The sequence below is a fragment of the Pedobacter sp. TM02 genome (assembly GCF_059705275.1).
In genome coordinates this window covers 3776251-3792447 of record NZ_AP046530.1, presented here as the reverse complement: position 1 = coordinate 3792447, position 16197 = coordinate 3776251, and the positions used below count along the sequence as shown (strand labels likewise).

Genomic DNA, 16197 nt, shown 5'->3' with positions numbered 1-16197 from the left:
CGGAGATAATACCGCCTTCAGCCTTTTAGCCCTCTGCCTTGATTAATAGTTATTCTTAAAAAATTCCAGGTATCTGTTTAACGTATCTCTGTTCTTTATCTTATCAAAGTTTTCCTTGCTGATGTAAAAACCTTTGTACGTATTGGCCGGAACCTTCATGATTCTCGGCAACAATGGGGTAATGCCTTTCGCATAATCCTGCACATCTTCCAGGCTTTCGAAATTGCCTACATAAATCAGCTGGTCTTCTTCCAGCTCTAACAATTGATGCTTGAGGCCGTCGCCTACATAATTGGCCCGGTTAAACTGGCCTACGCCAAAGCGCGACGAGCTTACGCTTACCGTCATATCGGCCACATCAATTACATAATAGTAGGTTTTCGATTCGGCTTTGCTAAACAGGTTGTCTACTACTGGCGGCGCCACTACAGGTTTGTTTTCCGGCTCGGCCTTAACTGGCGGCAAATCGGCCGATTTAGGTTGTACGGCTGGTGGCGAAACGGCAGGTTTCTCTACCGGGGGCGCTACTGGATTGTTTTTGGCCGGTTCGTTGATGGCCTGCTGAGGGGCCGCAACGCTTTCTTGCTGGGCAATAAAACGCGGTTCGGTCGGATCGAAATCGATGAGAGCAATTTTTCGAGCTTTAAATGCAGCCAAGTGGGCATTGATGTAGGCAATATGATCCTTTACCAATGGCGTAATCAATACATCGTTAGGATACTTGGAAATAATGCCGTTGAAGGCATTAAGCAGGCTATCTACATGTTGGGTACGGCCAATGGCAATGGCTTTCAGGTAATCGTACTGCGACTGCAGGCTATTGCCCGGAAAGCGCTGGCTGGTTTCGTCAACCCCAGTAATTACCTTGGGGAAGTCCTTTTTTTCGTAATTGGCAAATACAATATTGTATGATTTGTTTACTTCGGCATCCAGCGCATTTTGCTTGGCCGAGAAATTAGGATCTAAAATGGTTTTGGCATAAACGGAATTAGGGAATTCGCTCAATACCCTGTTCCTGTAGTTTTCTGACTTGGCCTGGTCTGTATTGGCGTAGGCGAGGTACAAACTGTAGTAAATGGCATCGCGATGGTTGTTTTGCGGATAGCGCGCCAATAGCTGCTCGTAAACCTTGATGGCTTCGGCCTGGTCTTCGATGACCTGCTGGTAAAAACCGGCAATCTCAAAATAAGCATCGATAATTTGCTGGTCAGACTTGCGCAACTGTGCTGGCGTAAGTGGCAACAAAGCCGTATATTCTTTAATGCGGGCTGTTTTATCCTGCGCCTGTGTTTTTTGCACACTGTCTGTTGGTGCCGTATTGTTGCCTATGGCGGCCAGCTGGTTCTGTTGCGTTACCTGTTGCGACGATTTAACGCTTTGGCGCCAGTTGTCTTCTAAGATACGGTTGCCCCAGCGTCGCCTAAAATCGCTAAAACCCTTGCTAATGGTGTTGGGGTTGTTGAAATAAAAAGTGCCTCCGCTTTGCTGGCGTGAAGACAGGCCCGGCTGGAAAGAGCCCATGTTGTCTGCGGCTGCAAGAGGATTTGCGGTTTCTTTTTTGGCTTCAAACATCTCATTGAGTCTTTTTTCCCGGGCTTCTTGAGGCATACGCGCCAAGGCTTGCAGGGTATCTTGCTCCGAAATAAGCTGGTAGCGTTCGGTAAGGTATTCAAGGTTTTGCCCTTTTTTAAGGATCGATTCGTAATTGGGGTAGTTTTTAGGCAAAACGATCAAAGCACTATCGTAATAAAGTTTGGCATTGACGTAGTTGCCCAGGTTCTTAAAGTTGAGGTCGGCCAGCTTTAAATAGGCCAAGCCCTTTTGGTAATTGTTACGGATGCTTTTTTGGGCCGATAGTTTGTAATACTCGGCGGCCTTGTCGTAGTTTTTGTCGCCAAGGTAATCTTCGGCCACTTCGTAATAGATCTGGTCGGTATAGTCGAGGTTTTTGTCGTCTTTCAGCAACTTCAGCAATGCTGTTTTACGATCTGCCGTTTGATCGTTCAAAATATCGTTGATGCGGATTTTGCTTAGCTTGGCATTGAAATACATCTCAAACGGAGAATTGCTGTTTTCTACCTTGGTGTAGTTGCGCAGGCTCAGCTCGTACTGCTTGTCGTGTTCGTACAGTTGCGCCAAAATGTATGGCCAGCGGGTACGCGACTGCATTTGGCCGCTTTCTTTGATGGCCTGTGTTAGATAGTCAATTGCTTTTTTATAATCTTGCTGGCTGATGCTCATCTGGGCCAGTGTAGCCAAAGGTTCGGCTTTGTTATGCTTTACCGAATCGAGGTCGAGCAAAACCGTATCGAGTGTTTCGCGCGCCTGGATGTTGCTGTGCAGCTGCATCAGGCTTCGAGCCTTCCAGTTGAGGGCGGTAAGATGGGTGTTCTTGTCTTTTTTGTAGGCTTTGGCTGTATAATCAAAGTATTCTTTAGCGATAAAGAAGTTGCCTTTGTAGAAATTGGCTTTGCCCAAGAGCATGTAGGCTTCGTCGATATAGTTGCTGAGGCTTTTTTCGCTGATGATGGTCTGTGCTTTCCGAATAATTTCATCCAAAGCCTTGGTATCGCCGGTGGCACTTGATGCGCCGCTGAGGTAGTCAATAGGTTCGGGGGCAATGTAAACGCTCAAAAAATCGTCGTAGTTATCTTTGTAAGTCTGCGCAAGTTCTTCCTGGTAAGTGCCCAACAATACATTAGAGTTATAGATGTAATTATACCTGGCCGAAAGATTTTGCAGGCTCCTGTTGGCGGCATTGTCCTTTTGCGTTGAGCAGGCATAAAGCAAAATCATGCTCAAGCCAAGCAGGATGGTCTTTATACTCGGTTTTGCGTAGTTGTTCAAGGATGTATGGTTGTGAGTGTTAATGGCAATATAATAATATGTTATGCAAAAATATTTTATTCGGCAATATATTCTTCATATTTAGTATAAATTTATTGTGTCGAAACATGGAAGAACCAAAAAACAATATTCGCGGAAAAAGAGCCCGCAATTTTGCCAAATATACCGGTATTGCCTTTCAGATGTTGGCCACTATTGGCGTATTTGCATTGATAGGCTACCAGATAGATAAATATCGAGATGGCAAAAAGCCCATCTTTATGGCGTTGCTGGGGCTTATGGGGGTTGTTTTTTCATTGTATCAAGTGGTGCGTTCGGTTACGAAGGATGAGTAGTTCAATGGTTTATTAGTTCACTGGTTCATTAGTTTGTTGGTTGTTGGGTGGCTAGCCGAAAGCCAGTTGCCGTTTTATTGCTGGATAGTCAACTGAAATAGCAAATGGCTAACTGCGAATTGCTGTCCGAGAGCCGCAAGCTGAAAAATCTACCAATCGTCTTGCGCTAAGCCATGGACTCGCGACTTCAAACTTTCTTTTATACCTTTGTAAAAAATTACAGGTTTGGGCATACAACGTTTTACTTTATATTATATTATCTATACAGCGGTGCTGGCCGGCATTGCCGTGGTGCTGCCCCATGCTTTTCCGGGGGTTCAGGTTTTGATTCATAAGTTCTGGCTCGTATTTGGCTTTTTGGCAGGGCTTACTTTCATTGCCTATATCGTTGCTTTTTTGGGCATTAAACGCAACCCCGAAAGTGGCATTATGGCCATTATGGGTTCTATTGCGCTAAAGATGCTCTTTTCTATGGCTTTCGTGCTGATTTACAGCCTAAACAACAAGGAAAAAAGTATCGTATTTGCCCTCAATTTTTTTTCTTTATATTTATTGTTTACCTTCTTTGAAATATACTGTTTGTTGCGTAACTTGCGCCACCAAAATAAATAGTAAAAATCTGCGAGTAAATGGATTGTAGCCACGTTTTTGAATTCAAGTTTAAGAGGTTAATTGTTGTTTTTACGCTTTTTTCGGCGTTTTTGTTGTCGTCTGTTGGGGTAAAAGCTCAGGCGGATACAACGCATGCAACAGAAAAATCACATGAAGCGCCAGCCGAAAAAGAAAAATTTAATATAGGTAAATTTGCTTTGCACCACGTAGCCGACTCGCATAGCTGGCACGTAATCGGCGATACTTATATCGGTCTTCCGGTAATTTTGTATGACAAGGGCAAGGTATTTATGTTTAACAACAGCGAATTTGGCCACGACGATGAGGCCAAGGTGGTAGTTGAAAAAGACGGACAGCGCTTTGTGAAAATGCACGACAAAATCTATTTCGCTTCTGAGGTAGCTAATGAGCATGGCCAATATGTAGAGCTGAACGCCGAGCACCACGCCGAAAATAAACGTCCTTTAGATTTCTCGATCACCAAAAATACCTGCACTTTGTTCCTTTCGGTCATCATCATGCTGTTGGTATTTTTAAGTGTAGCCAGAAACTATAAAAAACGTCAGGGCAAATCGCCTAAAGGCTTGGCTTCATGGCTAGAGCCGGTTATTCTTTTCGTAAGAGACGATATTGCCAAACCAAACCTGGGCCATAAGTATGAGCGCTTCATGCCGTATTTGTTGACCGTGTTTTTCTTCATCTGGTTCAACAACATGCTGGGCTTGGTTCCTTTCTTGCCAGGTGGAGCCAACTTAACCGGTAATATCGCTGTAACGATGGTGTTGGCTATATTTACCTTGTTGCTTACCGTGTTTAATGGCAACAAACATTACTGGCAACATATTTTCTGGATGCCGAATGTACCAGTTCCCATTAAGATCTTTTTAATTCCGTTAGAGCTGATCGGCGTGTTAACCAAGCCAATCGCTTTGATGATCCGTTTGTTTGCGAACATTACCGCAGGTCACATTTTGGTCTTGTCGCTGATCTGTTTGATTTTCGTATTCAACAGCCTGTTCGTTTCTGCTGCCTCGATTCCTTTCGCCATGTTTATTGGCGCTATCGAGCTGATGGTAGCCTTTATCCAGGCCTTTATATTTACCATCCTATCGGCCCTGTTTATTGGCATGGCGGTAGAAGAACACCATTAATTAGCATAATTTTAAAAACAATTAATATATAAAATCATGATTACAGGAAGTATTGCTGCAGTAGGTGCAGGATTAGCTGCGATTGGCGCTGGTCTAGGTATCGGTCGTATTGGTGGTTCTGCTATGGACGGTATTGCTCGTCAACCAGAAGCTGCCTCAAAAATTCAAACTGCGATGTTGATCGCTGCTGCCTTCGTTGAGGCGGTTGCTTTGTTCGCGGTAGTAGTTGCATTAGTGTAACTCACCTTAAATGTTTTGCAGAAGATTGTTCTGCAAAACATTTATTGATAAAAACGAAATAAGAAAGATAGAATAAAATATATACCGAAATGGATTTATTAATACCTGAAGTTGGTTTAGTTGTTTTTCAGACAATCGCATTTTTGCTTTTGCTTCTTATCTTGGCCAAGTTTGCCTGGAAACCAGTATTGGGCGCTATTAAAGAGCGTGAGCAGTCGATAGACGATGCCTTGAACAAGGCCGAATTGGCCAAACAAGAAATGGCCCGTTTAACTTCTCAAAACGAAGAGTTGATGAAACAGGCACGTGCAGAGCGCGACCAGATTTTGAAAGAGGCCAAAACCTTGAAAGACAGCATCGTGAACGAAGCCAAAACCCAAGCTCAAAGCGAAGGTGCCAAACTGATTGAAAAAGCTCGTATCGAAATCGAAAACCAGAAAAAGGCAGCTTTGGCAGAATTGAAAGGCCAAGTATCGACTTTGTCTTTGGATATTGCCGAGCGCGTATTGCGCAATCAGCTGGATGATAAAGCTAAACAACAGGACTTGGTAAACAGCCTGTTAAAAGATGTTGAATTAAACTAAAATGAGACACTAGATATGAGACATGGGATATGAGAAGGAGGTTGGTTTGAGGAAAAAATTCTCAAATCTCAAATCTCAGATCTCAAATCTCGATTTCACATCTCAATACTAAATATATGTCAAGTAAAGCAGCAGCCAGATATGCCAAATCATTAATCGACCTTTCTATGGAGCAAAATGCCTTAGAAGCGTTGAAGAATGACATGGTGTTATTTGAGGAAGTTGTAGATAACAATAGCGAACTGGAAGCCATTCTGAAAAACCCGATTATCCCCTTGGATAAAAAAGCCGGGATTTTGAATGCGCTTTTTGCAGGCAAAGTAAATCCAATTACCGAGCACTTTTTCAAGTTGGTGGTTAGTAAGGGCCGTTCTGCAATCTTGTTCGATGCCGCCAAGCAGTTTGTTAGCCAATATCAGGCACTGAAAGGAATTGTAACTGCAGAAGTAACTACAGCTACAGCCCTAACCGATGCCAACAAAGCCGAAATCGTGAGCTTGGTGAAAAAAGAACTGGGTGCCAACGAGGTGGTGATCAAAGAAAAAGTAGACGAGAAATTGATCGGTGGCTTTATCTTAAAGGTTGGCGACAAGCAATTTGATGCCAGTATTGCCAGCGGTTTGAAAAAACTGAAAAAGGAATTTGCACAAGGTATAGCATAAGCGAACCTTGGAAATATATCCGATGAGAGATCGGGAAACAAAATAAACACAGTACAAGATTTACATTAGAAAAAGAAATCAAAAATAAAATTATGGTAGAGGTAAGACCAGACGAAGTTTCGGCAATTATCAGACAACAATTGTCAGGCTTCAAATCAGAAGCTGAGCTTGAAGAAGTGGGTACCGTATTGCAAGTGGGTGATGGTATTGCCCGTGTTTACGGACTAACCAAAGTTCAAAGTGGCGAGTTAGTTGAGTTTGCCAACGGTTTGCAAGGTATTGTATTGAACCTTGAAGAAGATAACGTAGGTGTGGTATTGTTAGGCCCATCAGACGAGATCAAAGAAGGCGATACCATTAAACGTACCAAAAAAATTGCCTCTATCAAAGTTGGTGAAGGTATGTTGGGCCGTGTAGTAAACACGCTTGGCGAGCCTATCGACGGTAAAGGACCAATCTTGGGCGAAACCTACGAAATGCCTTTAGAGCGTAAAGCACCAGGTGTAATCTACCGTCAGCCGGTAAACGAGCCTTTGCAAACAGGTATCAAAGCTATCGACGGCATGATCCCAATCGGTCGTGGCCAGCGTGAGTTGGTTATCGGCGACCGTCAGATTGGTAAAACTGCCGTTTGTATCGATACCATCATCAACCAAAAGGAATTTTACGAAGCAGGTAATCCTGTATTCTGTATCTACGTAGCTTGTGGTCAGAAAGCAAGTACCGTAGCCAATATTGTTCGTACTTTAGAAGAAAATGGTGCAATGCCATATACCGTAGTCGTTTCGGCTTCTGCGGCCGAGCCTGCGCCATTGCAGTTCTACTCTCCATTTGCTGGTGCCGCCATCGGCGAGTTCTTCCGCGATACAGGTCGCCCAGCTTTGATCGTTTATGACGATTTGTCTAAACAAGCGGTAGCTTACCGTGAGGTATCGTTGTTGTTGCGCCGTCCACCAGGCCGTGAGGCTTATCCAGGCGATGTGTTCTATCTGCACAGCCGTTTGTTGGAAAGAGCAGCCAAAATCAACGCCAACGACGAGATCGCTAAAAACATGAACGATTTGCCAGAGTCGTTAAAAGGTATCGTTAAAGGTGGTGGTTCGTTAACTGCTTTGCCAATTATCGAAACCCAAGCTGGCGACGTTTCGGCCTATATCCCAACCAACGTAATTTCGATTACCGATGGCCAGATCTTCTTGGAGTCGAACTTGTTCAACTCTGGTATCCGTCCGGCTATCAACGTAGGTATCTCGGTATCACGCGTGGGTGGTAACGCTCAAATCAAGTCGATGAAAAAAGTAGCTGGTACCTTAAAGTTAGACCAGGCTCAATACCGCGAGCTAGAGGCTTTCTCTAAATTCGGTTCAGACTTAGATGCGGCTACCAAATCGGTACTCGATAAAGGTGCACGTAACGTAGAGATGTTGAAACAAGCACAGTTCTCGCCACTAACCGTTGAGAAACAAGTTGCCATCATCTATGCAGGTACCAAAAACCTAATGCGTAGTGTACCGGTAGATAAGGTAAAAGAATTTGAAACTGAATTCCTGCAATCATTAGAATTGCGTCATCTTGATACATTGAAAGCTTTGAAAGCCGGTAAATTTGATGACGAAATTACAGGTGTGTTAGATACAGTTGCAAAAGAGATTTCAAGTAAATACTAAATAGTTATGAGTTGCCAGTTGAGTGTTGTGGGTAATGCCTGTAACACTTAACACACAACTCGAAACTCAATAAAGAATGGCCAATTTAAAAGAAGTAAGAAATCGTATATCGTCGGTACAGTCAACCCAACAGATTACCAAAGCCATGAAAATGGTGTCTGCGGCAAAGTTGAAACGTGCTACCAATGCCATTATACAATTACGTCCGTATGCAACCAAGTTGAAAGAGATTTTAGGAAATCTTTCGGCTAGTTTAGAAGGGACTTCCTCACCTTTTATCCAAGAGCGCGAGCCTAATAAAGTGCTGATAGTAGCCGTATCGTCAAACCGTGGTTTGGCAGGTGCTTTTAACATGAACGTGATTAAAACGACCAATAATTTAATTGCCCAAAAATACAGCGAGCAATTTAAAAAAGGTAATGTAAGCATTGTTGCTATCGGTAAAAAAACACAAGATTTCTACGAAAAGCGCAACTACAACGTGATTGGTAACAACAATGACGTGTATGCAGACCTGTCTTTCGAAAATGTAACCAAGATTACCGAAGCTATTATGGCCGGTTTCGAAAAAGGCGAGTTTGACAGGGTAGAAGTAGTGTACAATCGCTTCAGAAATGCAGCGGTACAGATTTTAACTACCGAACAATTGTTGCCATTAACCAAAACAGAAGATGCAACGCCACAAGCCACAAAGGGTGTTGCCACCAATGTAGATTATATCCTTGAGCCTAGCCAAGACGAGATTGTAGCGCAATTGATCCCTAAATCGATCAAGATCCAACTGTACAAGGCAGTACTTGATTCGCATGCTTCAGAACATGGTGCACGTATGACCTCGATGGACAAGGCTACCGAAAATGCAGGCGATTTGTTGAAGAGCTTAAAACTGGCCTACAACCAGGCCCGTCAGGCTGCTATTACAACCGAGTTAACCGAAATTGTAAGTGGTGCGGCCGCGTTGAATGGCTAAGCCAGTTTTCAGTTGTCAGTTTTGAGTTTTCAGTGCCGGACGCTTATAAAATATAGAACCCTCTCCAATTTGGCGAGGGTTTTTTGTTGGTATTGCTAACGAAAGTTTAAAATTATCATAAGTTTGTTGGATTGTAAACCGCATGATTATGTTTTCGCTGAATCGTAAATAAAAATAACATGAAAAAGTCTATATTCTGGCTATTGAGCCTCATGCCCTTTTTAACCTTAGCCCAAACCCCGGCAAGGGATTATACCAACGCTATTTTGTGGCAACAGTACAGTGGCGAGTACAGAGCCTTATCTTTTCAGGCCTATAATTTTGCCCGGCTGTCTTTAAAGGAAGCGCTATGGAACCAAGCCAATGGCAAACCCAACTGTGTAATTGTCGATGCCGATGAAACGATTTTAGACAATTCGGCTTTTCAGGGCCACGAAGTTAAAAATGGCGTAAGTTATGTACAGGCCGATTGGACCAAATGGACCAGCTTGGCCGCCGCCGATACGGTGCCTGGAGCCTTGGCCTTTTTAAAGTTCGCGGCCAGTAAAAAAGTAGAAACCTTTTACGTGACCAATCGCTACGAAGCCGATCGTGCCGGAACCTTAAAAAACCTGCAGAAATTCGGATTTCCCTATGCCGATGAAACACACTTGATTTTAAAGACAACAACCTCGGATAAAGAGCCCCGTCGACAAAAAATTGCAGAAAAATACAACATCTTGTTGCTGTGCGGCGATAATTTGAGCGATTTTTCGAATGTTTTCTACCGCGAAGGTAAAGACACCAAGGCACAGGTAAACGCCATGCAACAAGAATTTGGCACCCGTTTCATCGTACTGCCCAATCCTATGTATGGCGACTGGGAAAAACTGCTGTATCAGGGCGACAAGCTTAAAGAGGAAGATCGCGCTAAGCAAAGATTCGACAAGCTAAAAAGTTATTAATTGGTTGTTTTGTAAGCAATAAATATTATTTTTGTCGTATCATTTTTTAACCCAAAAAATCATGGATCAAAAACAAGCGCAAGAAAGAGAACAAAGCATGGAAACCGCTAACCAACCGGGTATTTATAAAACTATTCTAGTTGGCGTTTTAGTAAGCATTTTAGGTGTTTACCTTCGTTTTGCCTTTGATGCAATCTGGCTTTCTATTTTATCTTGGGTAATCCTATTTGTGGGTGCTTTTATCTGCTGCAAAGCGGTTTTCAAGATCTTAGACGCAAAATAAGTCAACATAACTTTATTGAGAAGTCTACATTGGTGCTGCCGGTGTAGACTTTTTTGTTTGGTAGCATTGCTGCTGCTCGCCAAACAGACTGGGGTTACCTTTTGCCTATTTGGGCATTAAGAGATACCTAATCAGCTGAACCAAGGTAAACAAAATGGCAGGGCCAATAGCGCGCTAGGCTTGTGCCTGAACATAACCATTTAAAACCACAGGTTCTATGAACAAATATTTAGTATGTATAGCCATCATCGGATTGATGTTTGGCTGTAATTCGGAGCGAAAAAACAGCTTGTCTACCGAAAGCGTTGCCACCCTCGATTCGACCGCAGTTGCTTCCGATATTGCCGCAACGGCCAAGATCATCAAAACAGCCGATATGCGCTTCAGGGTAAAAGACGTACAGCAAACCAAAGAACAGCTGAGTACAGCCATTAAGGGAGCAGGTGGCGCGGTTGCCGAGTTCTCTATCCAAAGCCAGATCCAGGAAAGGGATAAAGTAAAATACAGCAGCGATTCGCTCAAAGAAATTACCTCTTATCGCAAAGAGGGATTGATGGTGGCCAAAGTGCCTTCTGAAAAACTCGACGATTTTACCAATACCGTAGCCAAAATGGCTGTGTTTGTAGACCAGCAATCGATGAAAATGGACGACCAAAGCATTGCTTACCTGGCCAATAGACTGAAAGCCCAAAATAGGCAAAAGGTAATCAAGCAACTCGATCAAAGCAAGAAAAGGAGTGATGCTGAAACTTCGTTTTACATCAGCGATGATTATATCGACAAACGGATAGAAAACATCAGTATCGATAATCGGGTGAAATTCAGTACCATTACCCTTAGTTTTTATCAGGATAATACCGTAAGCACCTGGATTGTGGGCAATGATAATTTGTATAGCTATCGTCCGGGATTCTTTCAGCGTCTGGGCTTAAACATAGCTGATGGGTGGACTTTCTTTAAGGAGTTTTTGTTAGGCCTTGCTAAACTGTGGGCATTGATCGTTTTCGGATTATTGATTTTCTTTGGTATCAGGGCTTACCTGCGAAGAACTAAAAAAGCATAGTTTATAGATCCCGGATGGCCAGGCTGTTCGGGATTTATTTCACCCTTTTTTTGTTGTCGCTCACAAAAGCCTCCCAGCCGGAATACGATTTGCCGGCGGCTACAGCACCGACCCGCTGAAATGAATGGCAAACGGCCACGGCCAAGCCATCGGTAGCATCTAAAAATTCGGGCGTTTCCTTAAAATTCAGCAGCCGCTGCAACATGGAAGCTACCTGTTCTTTGCTGGCGGTACCTTTGCCCGTTATCGATTGCTTGATTTTTCGTGGTGCATATTCGGTTACCGAAATATCCCTCGATAAAGCCGCCGCCATGGCAATGCCTTGTGCACGGCCCAATTTGAGCATCACCTGTACATTTTTGCCATAAAATGGAGCTTCTATGGCCAGTGTATCTGGTTTAAATTCTTCAATTAGGGCAATGGTTTTGGCGAAAATGCGTTGCAGTTTCAGAAAGTGGTCGTCTAAATGGCCCATCTTTACCACGCCCATGCTCAGCAGCTCGATTTTGTTTCCTTTTTCCAAAATCACACCATAGCCCATGATTGCCGTTCCGGGGTCGATGCCCATAATGATCCGTTCCTTTTTTTCAATTAGCATACAGTAATATTAAACATGTTTTAATGTAAATGTATAAGCGTAATTAATGGAAAGATGGTTTACTAATTTTTACGGGCCACTAATACATAATGGTTAAACAAAATTTCACGTTTTATCAATACCGTTTTAAGCATGGTACAATTGAGCTTGGTCAGCATTTGTTCATATTCCTTTAAATCGTACTGATGGGGGTGCAGAATGTCGGCAGGCTGCAACCGAAATAGGTGTTTTAATAAGGTGTGGTTATGCGCATCGATCGAAACGACAAGTATGCCGCCTTTTTTTGTGCTCTTATGCAGGCGTTCAAAAGCTAGCCCCAGATCTGAAACGTGATTAATGGCATTGAGGCAGAACACCAGGTCAAAACTATCCGGTTGCTCGAAATCTTCAAGTGAAACGTTATGGAACTTGGTTAATGGATATGATTGCTGGTCAAAATGATCCAGTTCTTTATCGTAACGATTTAATAAGGGGTCTATTGCGGTTACGTCATGGTTCTGCAGCGCAATAAATATACCAGCAGGACCGCAACCTGCATCTAGGATTTTGGATGTGGCTACTGGCTTTGCGTAATCGTCGATTTTTGCTAGGAAATCAATCCAATAATTTTTTTTCCAAGTAAGGTAAGAATCTATGTCCTTATGCTTTAGGTAGTTTTTCCACCACCTAATTTCAAAATACTGGGCAAGTCGCCACCGTTTAGATGTTCTCATAAAGTGCCGAAGTTAAGCTTTTTTTCGTTTCCTTAATTCTTTTGCATGGCAGGAATTTAAATATTGTCGAATAGCTATTTTTGCGATTTTGATTTCGCTGTGGTTTTTCAGGGCTGACCTCGAAAAACAAATATTATGGCCTGTTTTTTGAAGCAAAGCTTGCGTTCGATCTAATTTTATAGGCCAAGTGTTATGGAACTCAAAACCTAAGGGCCTTATCAGGTGGATGCTTTTTTGCTTGATGTTATTATTATCGGCATATTTGCAAAAAAATATAATATTGACCAGTCAGATAAAAAAAATACTTTCCATTGCCCTTAAGGTTACTATTGTGGTTCTTGCTTTTTGGTTGATTTACAATAAATTAATAACTAATGGCAATTTAAAGAACTTTCTGGTACTGATTAAGGAGCTTCCGGCAACCGAGATATTTTATGTGATGGGTGTCGTTTTGTTGATGATGCTGATAAACTGGGGGCTGGAAGCGATAAAATGGCGGCTATTGATCAAAAGAGTAGAAGCGTTAACGTTATGGAGGGCTGTAGAATCGGTTTTTTGCGGATTGACTTGGGCTATATTTACGCCAAATAGACTTGGGGAGTACGGCGGACGTGTATTTTTTCTATCGCCCAAAAGGCGCATAGTGGGCATAGTAGCCATGGTGGTAGGCACTACAGGCCAGCTGTTGCTTACCCATGTATTCGGGATTATTGCTGTTTGCGTATTCGTATATCGCTTTACGCCCATAGACCATCGTTTATTTTTGGTCTTATGTGCCATAAGCACGGCCTTCTGCCTGTTTTACCTGATCTTCTATTTCAATATCAAGTGGCTGAACGGCATTTTGCTGTCTATGCGCATTACCCGTAAGTACAAGAGATTTTATGCTATTTTGGCCAGGTATAAAAAAGCAGAGCTCCTCAGGATATTGCTGTTGTGCTTGGCGCGCTATATTGTATTCAGCACGCAGTACTTTATCATGTTTTTGTGGCTGATACCAGACCTGCACCTTACCGATGTCTTGATGCTGGTCTGCATCTCCTTCTTTGTACAATCTTCGTTGCCGTCCTTAGATCTGCTGGATATTGGTGTAAGAAGCGTAACGGCCTTGTTTTTCTTTAAGTATGTAACTGACCAACACGCCGCGGTTGTGGCCTGTGTTGCCAGTATTTGGCTCATTAATATCATAATTCCTGCTATATTAGGCTCCTTTTTCGTTTTTAAACTCAATTTTTTTGGAAGTACTCAACGCAATTAATTATTTGTCTATTTTTCTCATGCTCATCTACATGGGCGTGGTCGGAATTTTTATTCGGGGCTGGGCCAAGATTAAGCCTTTTAGGCGCCATGCCGCACAGGGCAAAACGATGGTGTCGATATTGATTGCCGCCCGTAATGAGGAAGAAAAGATCGGAAATACCTTAGATGATATTTTGGCACAGGATTATGACAAAAGCCTCATGGAGGTAATCGTTATCGACGATCATTCGACCGATCAAACGGCATCGATTATACGAGGTTATGCAGATCGTGGTGTTAAACTGATCCAGCTCAACGAATCGAATGCGCTGAATTCGTATAAGAAAAAAGCGATCCAAACGGCTATTGACCAATCGACAGGCAAATTGATGATTACCACAGATGCCGATTGCAGGATGGGGCCTCGATGGCTCAGTACCGTAGTTGATTATTATGAGACCATGGGCTACAAGATGATTTCTTCGCCTGTAGCTTATTTTGAGGAGAAAAACCTGTTTGAAAAACTGCAGGCCTTGGAGTTCTCCTATTTGATTGGACTAGGTGCTTCTACCATTGGCAACAATAATCCGAGTACCTGCAATGGAGCCAACCTAGCTTACGAAAAAGAGGCTTTCTTTAAGGTGGGGGGCTTTACTGGTATTGACGATTTGGCCTCGGGTGATGATGAATTGCTGCTGCACAAGATGGCTGCGATCTACGAGGGCAAGATCGGTTTCCTCAAAAATAGGGATGCTATCGTGTATACACATGCCAAACCTACGCTACGCGAATTTATGGAGCAACGCAAGCGCTGGGCTTCTAAAAGTACACGTTATAAGGATAAAGTGGTGATTAGTATAGGGCTAAGTATTTGGTTGTTCAACTGCAGCATCGTCATTAACTTGTTGTTGGCAATCATTTTTCCGCAGAGCGATAGCCTTTGGTACTTGGCCGTTCAGTTACTGGGTAAATTCCTTATAGAAGTTGTGTTCCTCGCCGGTGTAACCAGTTTCTTTAAAAGAAAACAATTGTTAGTTTTACTACCTGTCATTAATCCTTTTCATATTCTGTATTTCATTTATATCGGCATTGCCGGAAATAGTGGAAAATACAATTGGAAGGATCGTATGGTTAAATAGCAATGAGCAACAACAGCCCTTCAAAAAAAATATGGAACCGGTTTAGGCGCAATAAAATGGCCTTTGGCGGACTTATATTTATTGCTTTGTTGCTGATCATGGGTATTTTGGGTTATTTGATTACACCAGACCAGACCCCCTACGCCAATGATATGCATTTGCAACTGAACAATAAAAAACCTGGACGTACTTTCGAGTTTTTGGTCATCAGCCATAAAAAGAATATCAAAAAAGTTAACCTGTTGGAGCGGATGCTGTATGGACAGGAAGCGGATTCGAAAAGCATTCCGATTACTGCTTACCGCAAAGTTGGCAACAAGGTTTATGTGCGTGAATACATTGGCGACGATGAACGGGCAGAAGAAACTGCCTATCCATTTGTTGCCGAGAAAGACCACTACAAGCAAACATTTTACCTGGGTACAGATATGTATGGCCGTGATTTGCTGAGCCGGTTGATTTTGGGCATCCGCGTTTCGCTTTCTGTGGGCCTGATGGCGGTATTGATTTCTTTATTCATTGGAGTTGGGTTGGGCGCCATTGCCGGTTATTTTGGAGGCAGGGTCGATGCGCTCATCAGCTGGTTTATGAATGTAATCTGGTCGTTGCCATCACTGTTGTTGGTTATTGCCATTTCATTCGCCTTGGGCAAAGGCTTTTGGCAGATTTTTATTGCCGTAGGGCTTTCTACCTGGGTAGATGTGGCGCGGTTGGTGCGCGGACAGGTGATGGCGCTCAAGGAAGTAGAGTTTGTGGAGGCTTCAAAGGCCTTGGGTTTTTCTACCACAAGAACCATTGTCAAACATATTTTGCCTAACATTGCCGGCCCTATTTTGGTCGTAGCATCGGCCAATTTTGCTTCGGCTATTCTGCTCGAAACCGGATTAAGCTTCTTGGGTTTTGGCGCACAGCCACCTATGCCGAGCTGGGGCACCATGATTAAAGAACATTATGGCTATATCATCATGGATGCCGCCTATTTGGCTGTATTGCCCGGATTGGCCATTATGTTTACGGTTTATGCCTTTAACCTGTTGGCCATTGGCTTGCGCGATGCCTTTGATGTTAAGGGGCAGAACGTTAGTGTGTAGCCTAAACGGAAAAATCCCCCATTAATTAAGATGGAGGATTTTCGAACATTAACCAACCA

17 protein-coding genes are annotated in these 16197 nt (G+C 43.1%); 14 read left to right on the top strand and 3 right to left on the bottom strand.

The window, feature by feature from the left end; translation table 11 throughout:
- Positions 1-42: 42 nt before the first annotated feature.
- Positions 43-2847, bottom strand: coding sequence for a type IX secretion system periplasmic lipoprotein PorW/SprE (gene porW, locus AC6H1S_RS16320; protein WP_497564297.1), 2805 nt, complete (start codon positions 2845-2847; stop codon positions 43-45).
- Between the two features lie 107 nt (positions 2848-2954).
- Between porW and AC6H1S_RS16315 the strand changes: the two genes are divergently transcribed.
- The 11 genes from AC6H1S_RS16315 to AC6H1S_RS16265 all read left to right on the top strand — a co-directional run bounded on the left by AC6H1S_RS16315 (position 2955) and on the right by AC6H1S_RS16265 (position 11358).
- The gene (locus AC6H1S_RS16315) at positions 2955-3182 is read left to right on the top strand and encodes an AtpZ/AtpI family protein (protein WP_497564296.1); all 228 of its coding nucleotides are present in this window, start codon (positions 2955-2957) and stop codon (positions 3180-3182) included.
- Positions 3183-3407: 225 nt separating this feature from the next.
- Complete coding sequence (locus AC6H1S_RS16310; protein ID WP_497564295.1) at positions 3408-3794, top strand: hypothetical protein; 387 nt, start codon at positions 3408-3410, stop codon at positions 3792-3794.
- A 17-nt stretch (positions 3795-3811) separates the two neighbouring features.
- Positions 3812-4945 carry a F0F1 ATP synthase subunit A gene (atpB, locus tag AC6H1S_RS16305; protein ID WP_199137107.1) on the top strand — a complete coding sequence of 378 codons (1134 nt, stop codon included), beginning with the start codon at positions 3812-3814 and terminating at the stop codon, positions 4943-4945.
- 39 nt (positions 4946-4984) lie between these two features.
- Entirely contained in the window at positions 4985-5185 is a 201-nt protein-coding gene (gene atpE, locus AC6H1S_RS16300) for an ATP synthase F0 subunit C (RefSeq protein ID WP_136876209.1), read from the top strand.
- A gap of 89 nt (positions 5186-5274) precedes the next feature.
- A complete protein-coding gene (locus AC6H1S_RS16295) occupies positions 5275-5769 on the top strand; it encodes a F0F1 ATP synthase subunit B (protein WP_199137109.1) in 495 nt (164 codons plus the stop codon).
- Positions 5770-5885: 116 nt separating this feature from the next.
- Positions 5886-6431 (top strand): ATP synthase F1 subunit delta, encoded by a 546-nt coding sequence (atpH, locus tag AC6H1S_RS16290; RefSeq protein WP_497564294.1) that lies wholly within the window; start codon positions 5886-5888, stop codon positions 6429-6431.
- 92 nt (positions 6432-6523) lie between these two features.
- A complete protein-coding gene (gene atpA, locus AC6H1S_RS16285; protein WP_497564293.1) occupies positions 6524-8098 on the top strand; it encodes a F0F1 ATP synthase subunit alpha in 1575 nt (524 codons plus the stop codon).
- 76 nt (positions 8099-8174) lie between these two features.
- The gene (gene atpG, locus AC6H1S_RS16280) at positions 8175-9068 is read left to right on the top strand and encodes an ATP synthase F1 subunit gamma (RefSeq protein WP_199137115.1); all 894 of its coding nucleotides are present in this window, start codon (positions 8175-8177) and stop codon (positions 9066-9068) included.
- Positions 9069-9247: 179 nt separating this feature from the next.
- On the top strand, positions 9248-10012 hold the full coding sequence (locus AC6H1S_RS16275; RefSeq protein ID WP_497564292.1) for a 5'-nucleotidase, lipoprotein e(P4) family: 765 nt from the start codon (positions 9248-9250) through the stop codon (positions 10010-10012).
- A 61-nt stretch (positions 10013-10073) separates the two neighbouring features.
- On the top strand, positions 10074-10295 hold the full coding sequence (locus AC6H1S_RS16270; protein WP_199137119.1) for a hypothetical protein: 222 nt from the start codon (positions 10074-10076) through the stop codon (positions 10293-10295).
- A gap of 217 nt (positions 10296-10512) precedes the next feature.
- Complete coding sequence (locus AC6H1S_RS16265; protein WP_497564291.1) at positions 10513-11358, top strand: DUF4349 domain-containing protein; 846 nt, start codon at positions 10513-10515, stop codon at positions 11356-11358.
- Between the two features lie 34 nt (positions 11359-11392).
- Here the strand turns inward: AC6H1S_RS16265 and ruvC are convergent, their stop codons facing one another.
- The gene (gene ruvC, locus AC6H1S_RS16260) at positions 11393-11956 is read right to left on the bottom strand and encodes a crossover junction endodeoxyribonuclease RuvC (protein WP_199137121.1); all 564 of its coding nucleotides are present in this window, start codon (positions 11954-11956) and stop codon (positions 11393-11395) included.
- A 62-nt stretch (positions 11957-12018) separates the two neighbouring features.
- Positions 12019-12669 carry a class I SAM-dependent methyltransferase gene (locus tag AC6H1S_RS16255; protein WP_199137123.1) on the bottom strand — a complete coding sequence of 217 codons (651 nt, stop codon included), beginning with the start codon at positions 12667-12669 and terminating at the stop codon, positions 12019-12021.
- Between the two features lie 280 nt (positions 12670-12949).
- Between AC6H1S_RS16255 and AC6H1S_RS16250 the strand changes: the two genes are divergently transcribed.
- Genes AC6H1S_RS16250 through AC6H1S_RS16240 form a run of 3 tightly spaced genes read left to right on the top strand, consistent with a single transcriptional unit; the run spans position 12950 to position 16138 of the window.
- Positions 12950-13927: a hypothetical protein gene (locus AC6H1S_RS16250; RefSeq protein WP_497564290.1), complete on the top strand. Its 978-nt coding sequence runs from the start codon at positions 12950-12952 to the stop codon at positions 13925-13927.
- On the top strand, positions 13905-15047 hold the full coding sequence (locus AC6H1S_RS16245; protein WP_497564289.1) for a glycosyltransferase family 2 protein: 1143 nt from the start codon (positions 13905-13907) through the stop codon (positions 15045-15047). The genes AC6H1S_RS16250 and AC6H1S_RS16245 overlap by 23 nt, the downstream gene beginning before the upstream one ends.
- A gap of 2 nt (positions 15048-15049) precedes the next feature.
- Positions 15050-16138, top strand: coding sequence for an ABC transporter permease (locus AC6H1S_RS16240; RefSeq protein WP_497564288.1), 1089 nt, complete (start codon positions 15050-15052; stop codon positions 16136-16138).
- Positions 16139-16197 lie beyond the last annotated feature (59 nt).

Bases quoted from the DNA above. Each gene is read 5' to 3' on its own strand.
- AC6H1S_RS16315 (WP_497564296.1), top strand. From the start codon at position 2,955: ATGGAAGAACCAAAAAACAATATTCGCGGAAAAAGAGCCCGCAATTTT.
- atpB (WP_199137107.1), top strand. From the start codon at position 3,812: ATGGATTGTAGCCACGTTTTTGAATTCAAGTTTAAGAGGTTAATTGTT.
- AC6H1S_RS16295 (WP_199137109.1), top strand. From the start codon at position 5,275: ATGGATTTATTAATACCTGAAGTTGGTTTAGTTGTTTTTCAGACAATC.
- atpH (WP_497564294.1), top strand. From the start codon at position 5,886: ATGTCAAGTAAAGCAGCAGCCAGATATGCCAAATCATTAATCGACCTT.
- atpA (WP_497564293.1), top strand. From the start codon at position 6,524: ATGGTAGAGGTAAGACCAGACGAAGTTTCGGCAATTATCAGACAACAA.
- atpG (WP_199137115.1), top strand. From the start codon at position 8,175: ATGGCCAATTTAAAAGAAGTAAGAAATCGTATATCGTCGGTACAGTCA.
- AC6H1S_RS16275 (WP_497564292.1), top strand. From the start codon at position 9,248: ATGAAAAAGTCTATATTCTGGCTATTGAGCCTCATGCCCTTTTTAACC.
- AC6H1S_RS16270 (WP_199137119.1), top strand. From the start codon at position 10,074: ATGGATCAAAAACAAGCGCAAGAAAGAGAACAAAGCATGGAAACCGCT.
- AC6H1S_RS16265 (WP_497564291.1), top strand. From the start codon at position 10,513: ATGAACAAATATTTAGTATGTATAGCCATCATCGGATTGATGTTTGGC.
- ruvC (WP_199137121.1), bottom strand. From the start codon at position 11,956: ATGCTAATTGAAAAAAAGGAACGGATCATTATGGGCATCGACCCCGGA.
- AC6H1S_RS16255 (WP_199137123.1), bottom strand. From the start codon at position 12,669: ATGAGAACATCTAAACGGTGGCGACTTGCCCAGTATTTTGAAATTAGG.
- AC6H1S_RS16240 (WP_497564288.1), top strand. From the start codon at position 15,050: ATGAGCAACAACAGCCCTTCAAAAAAAATATGGAACCGGTTTAGGCGC.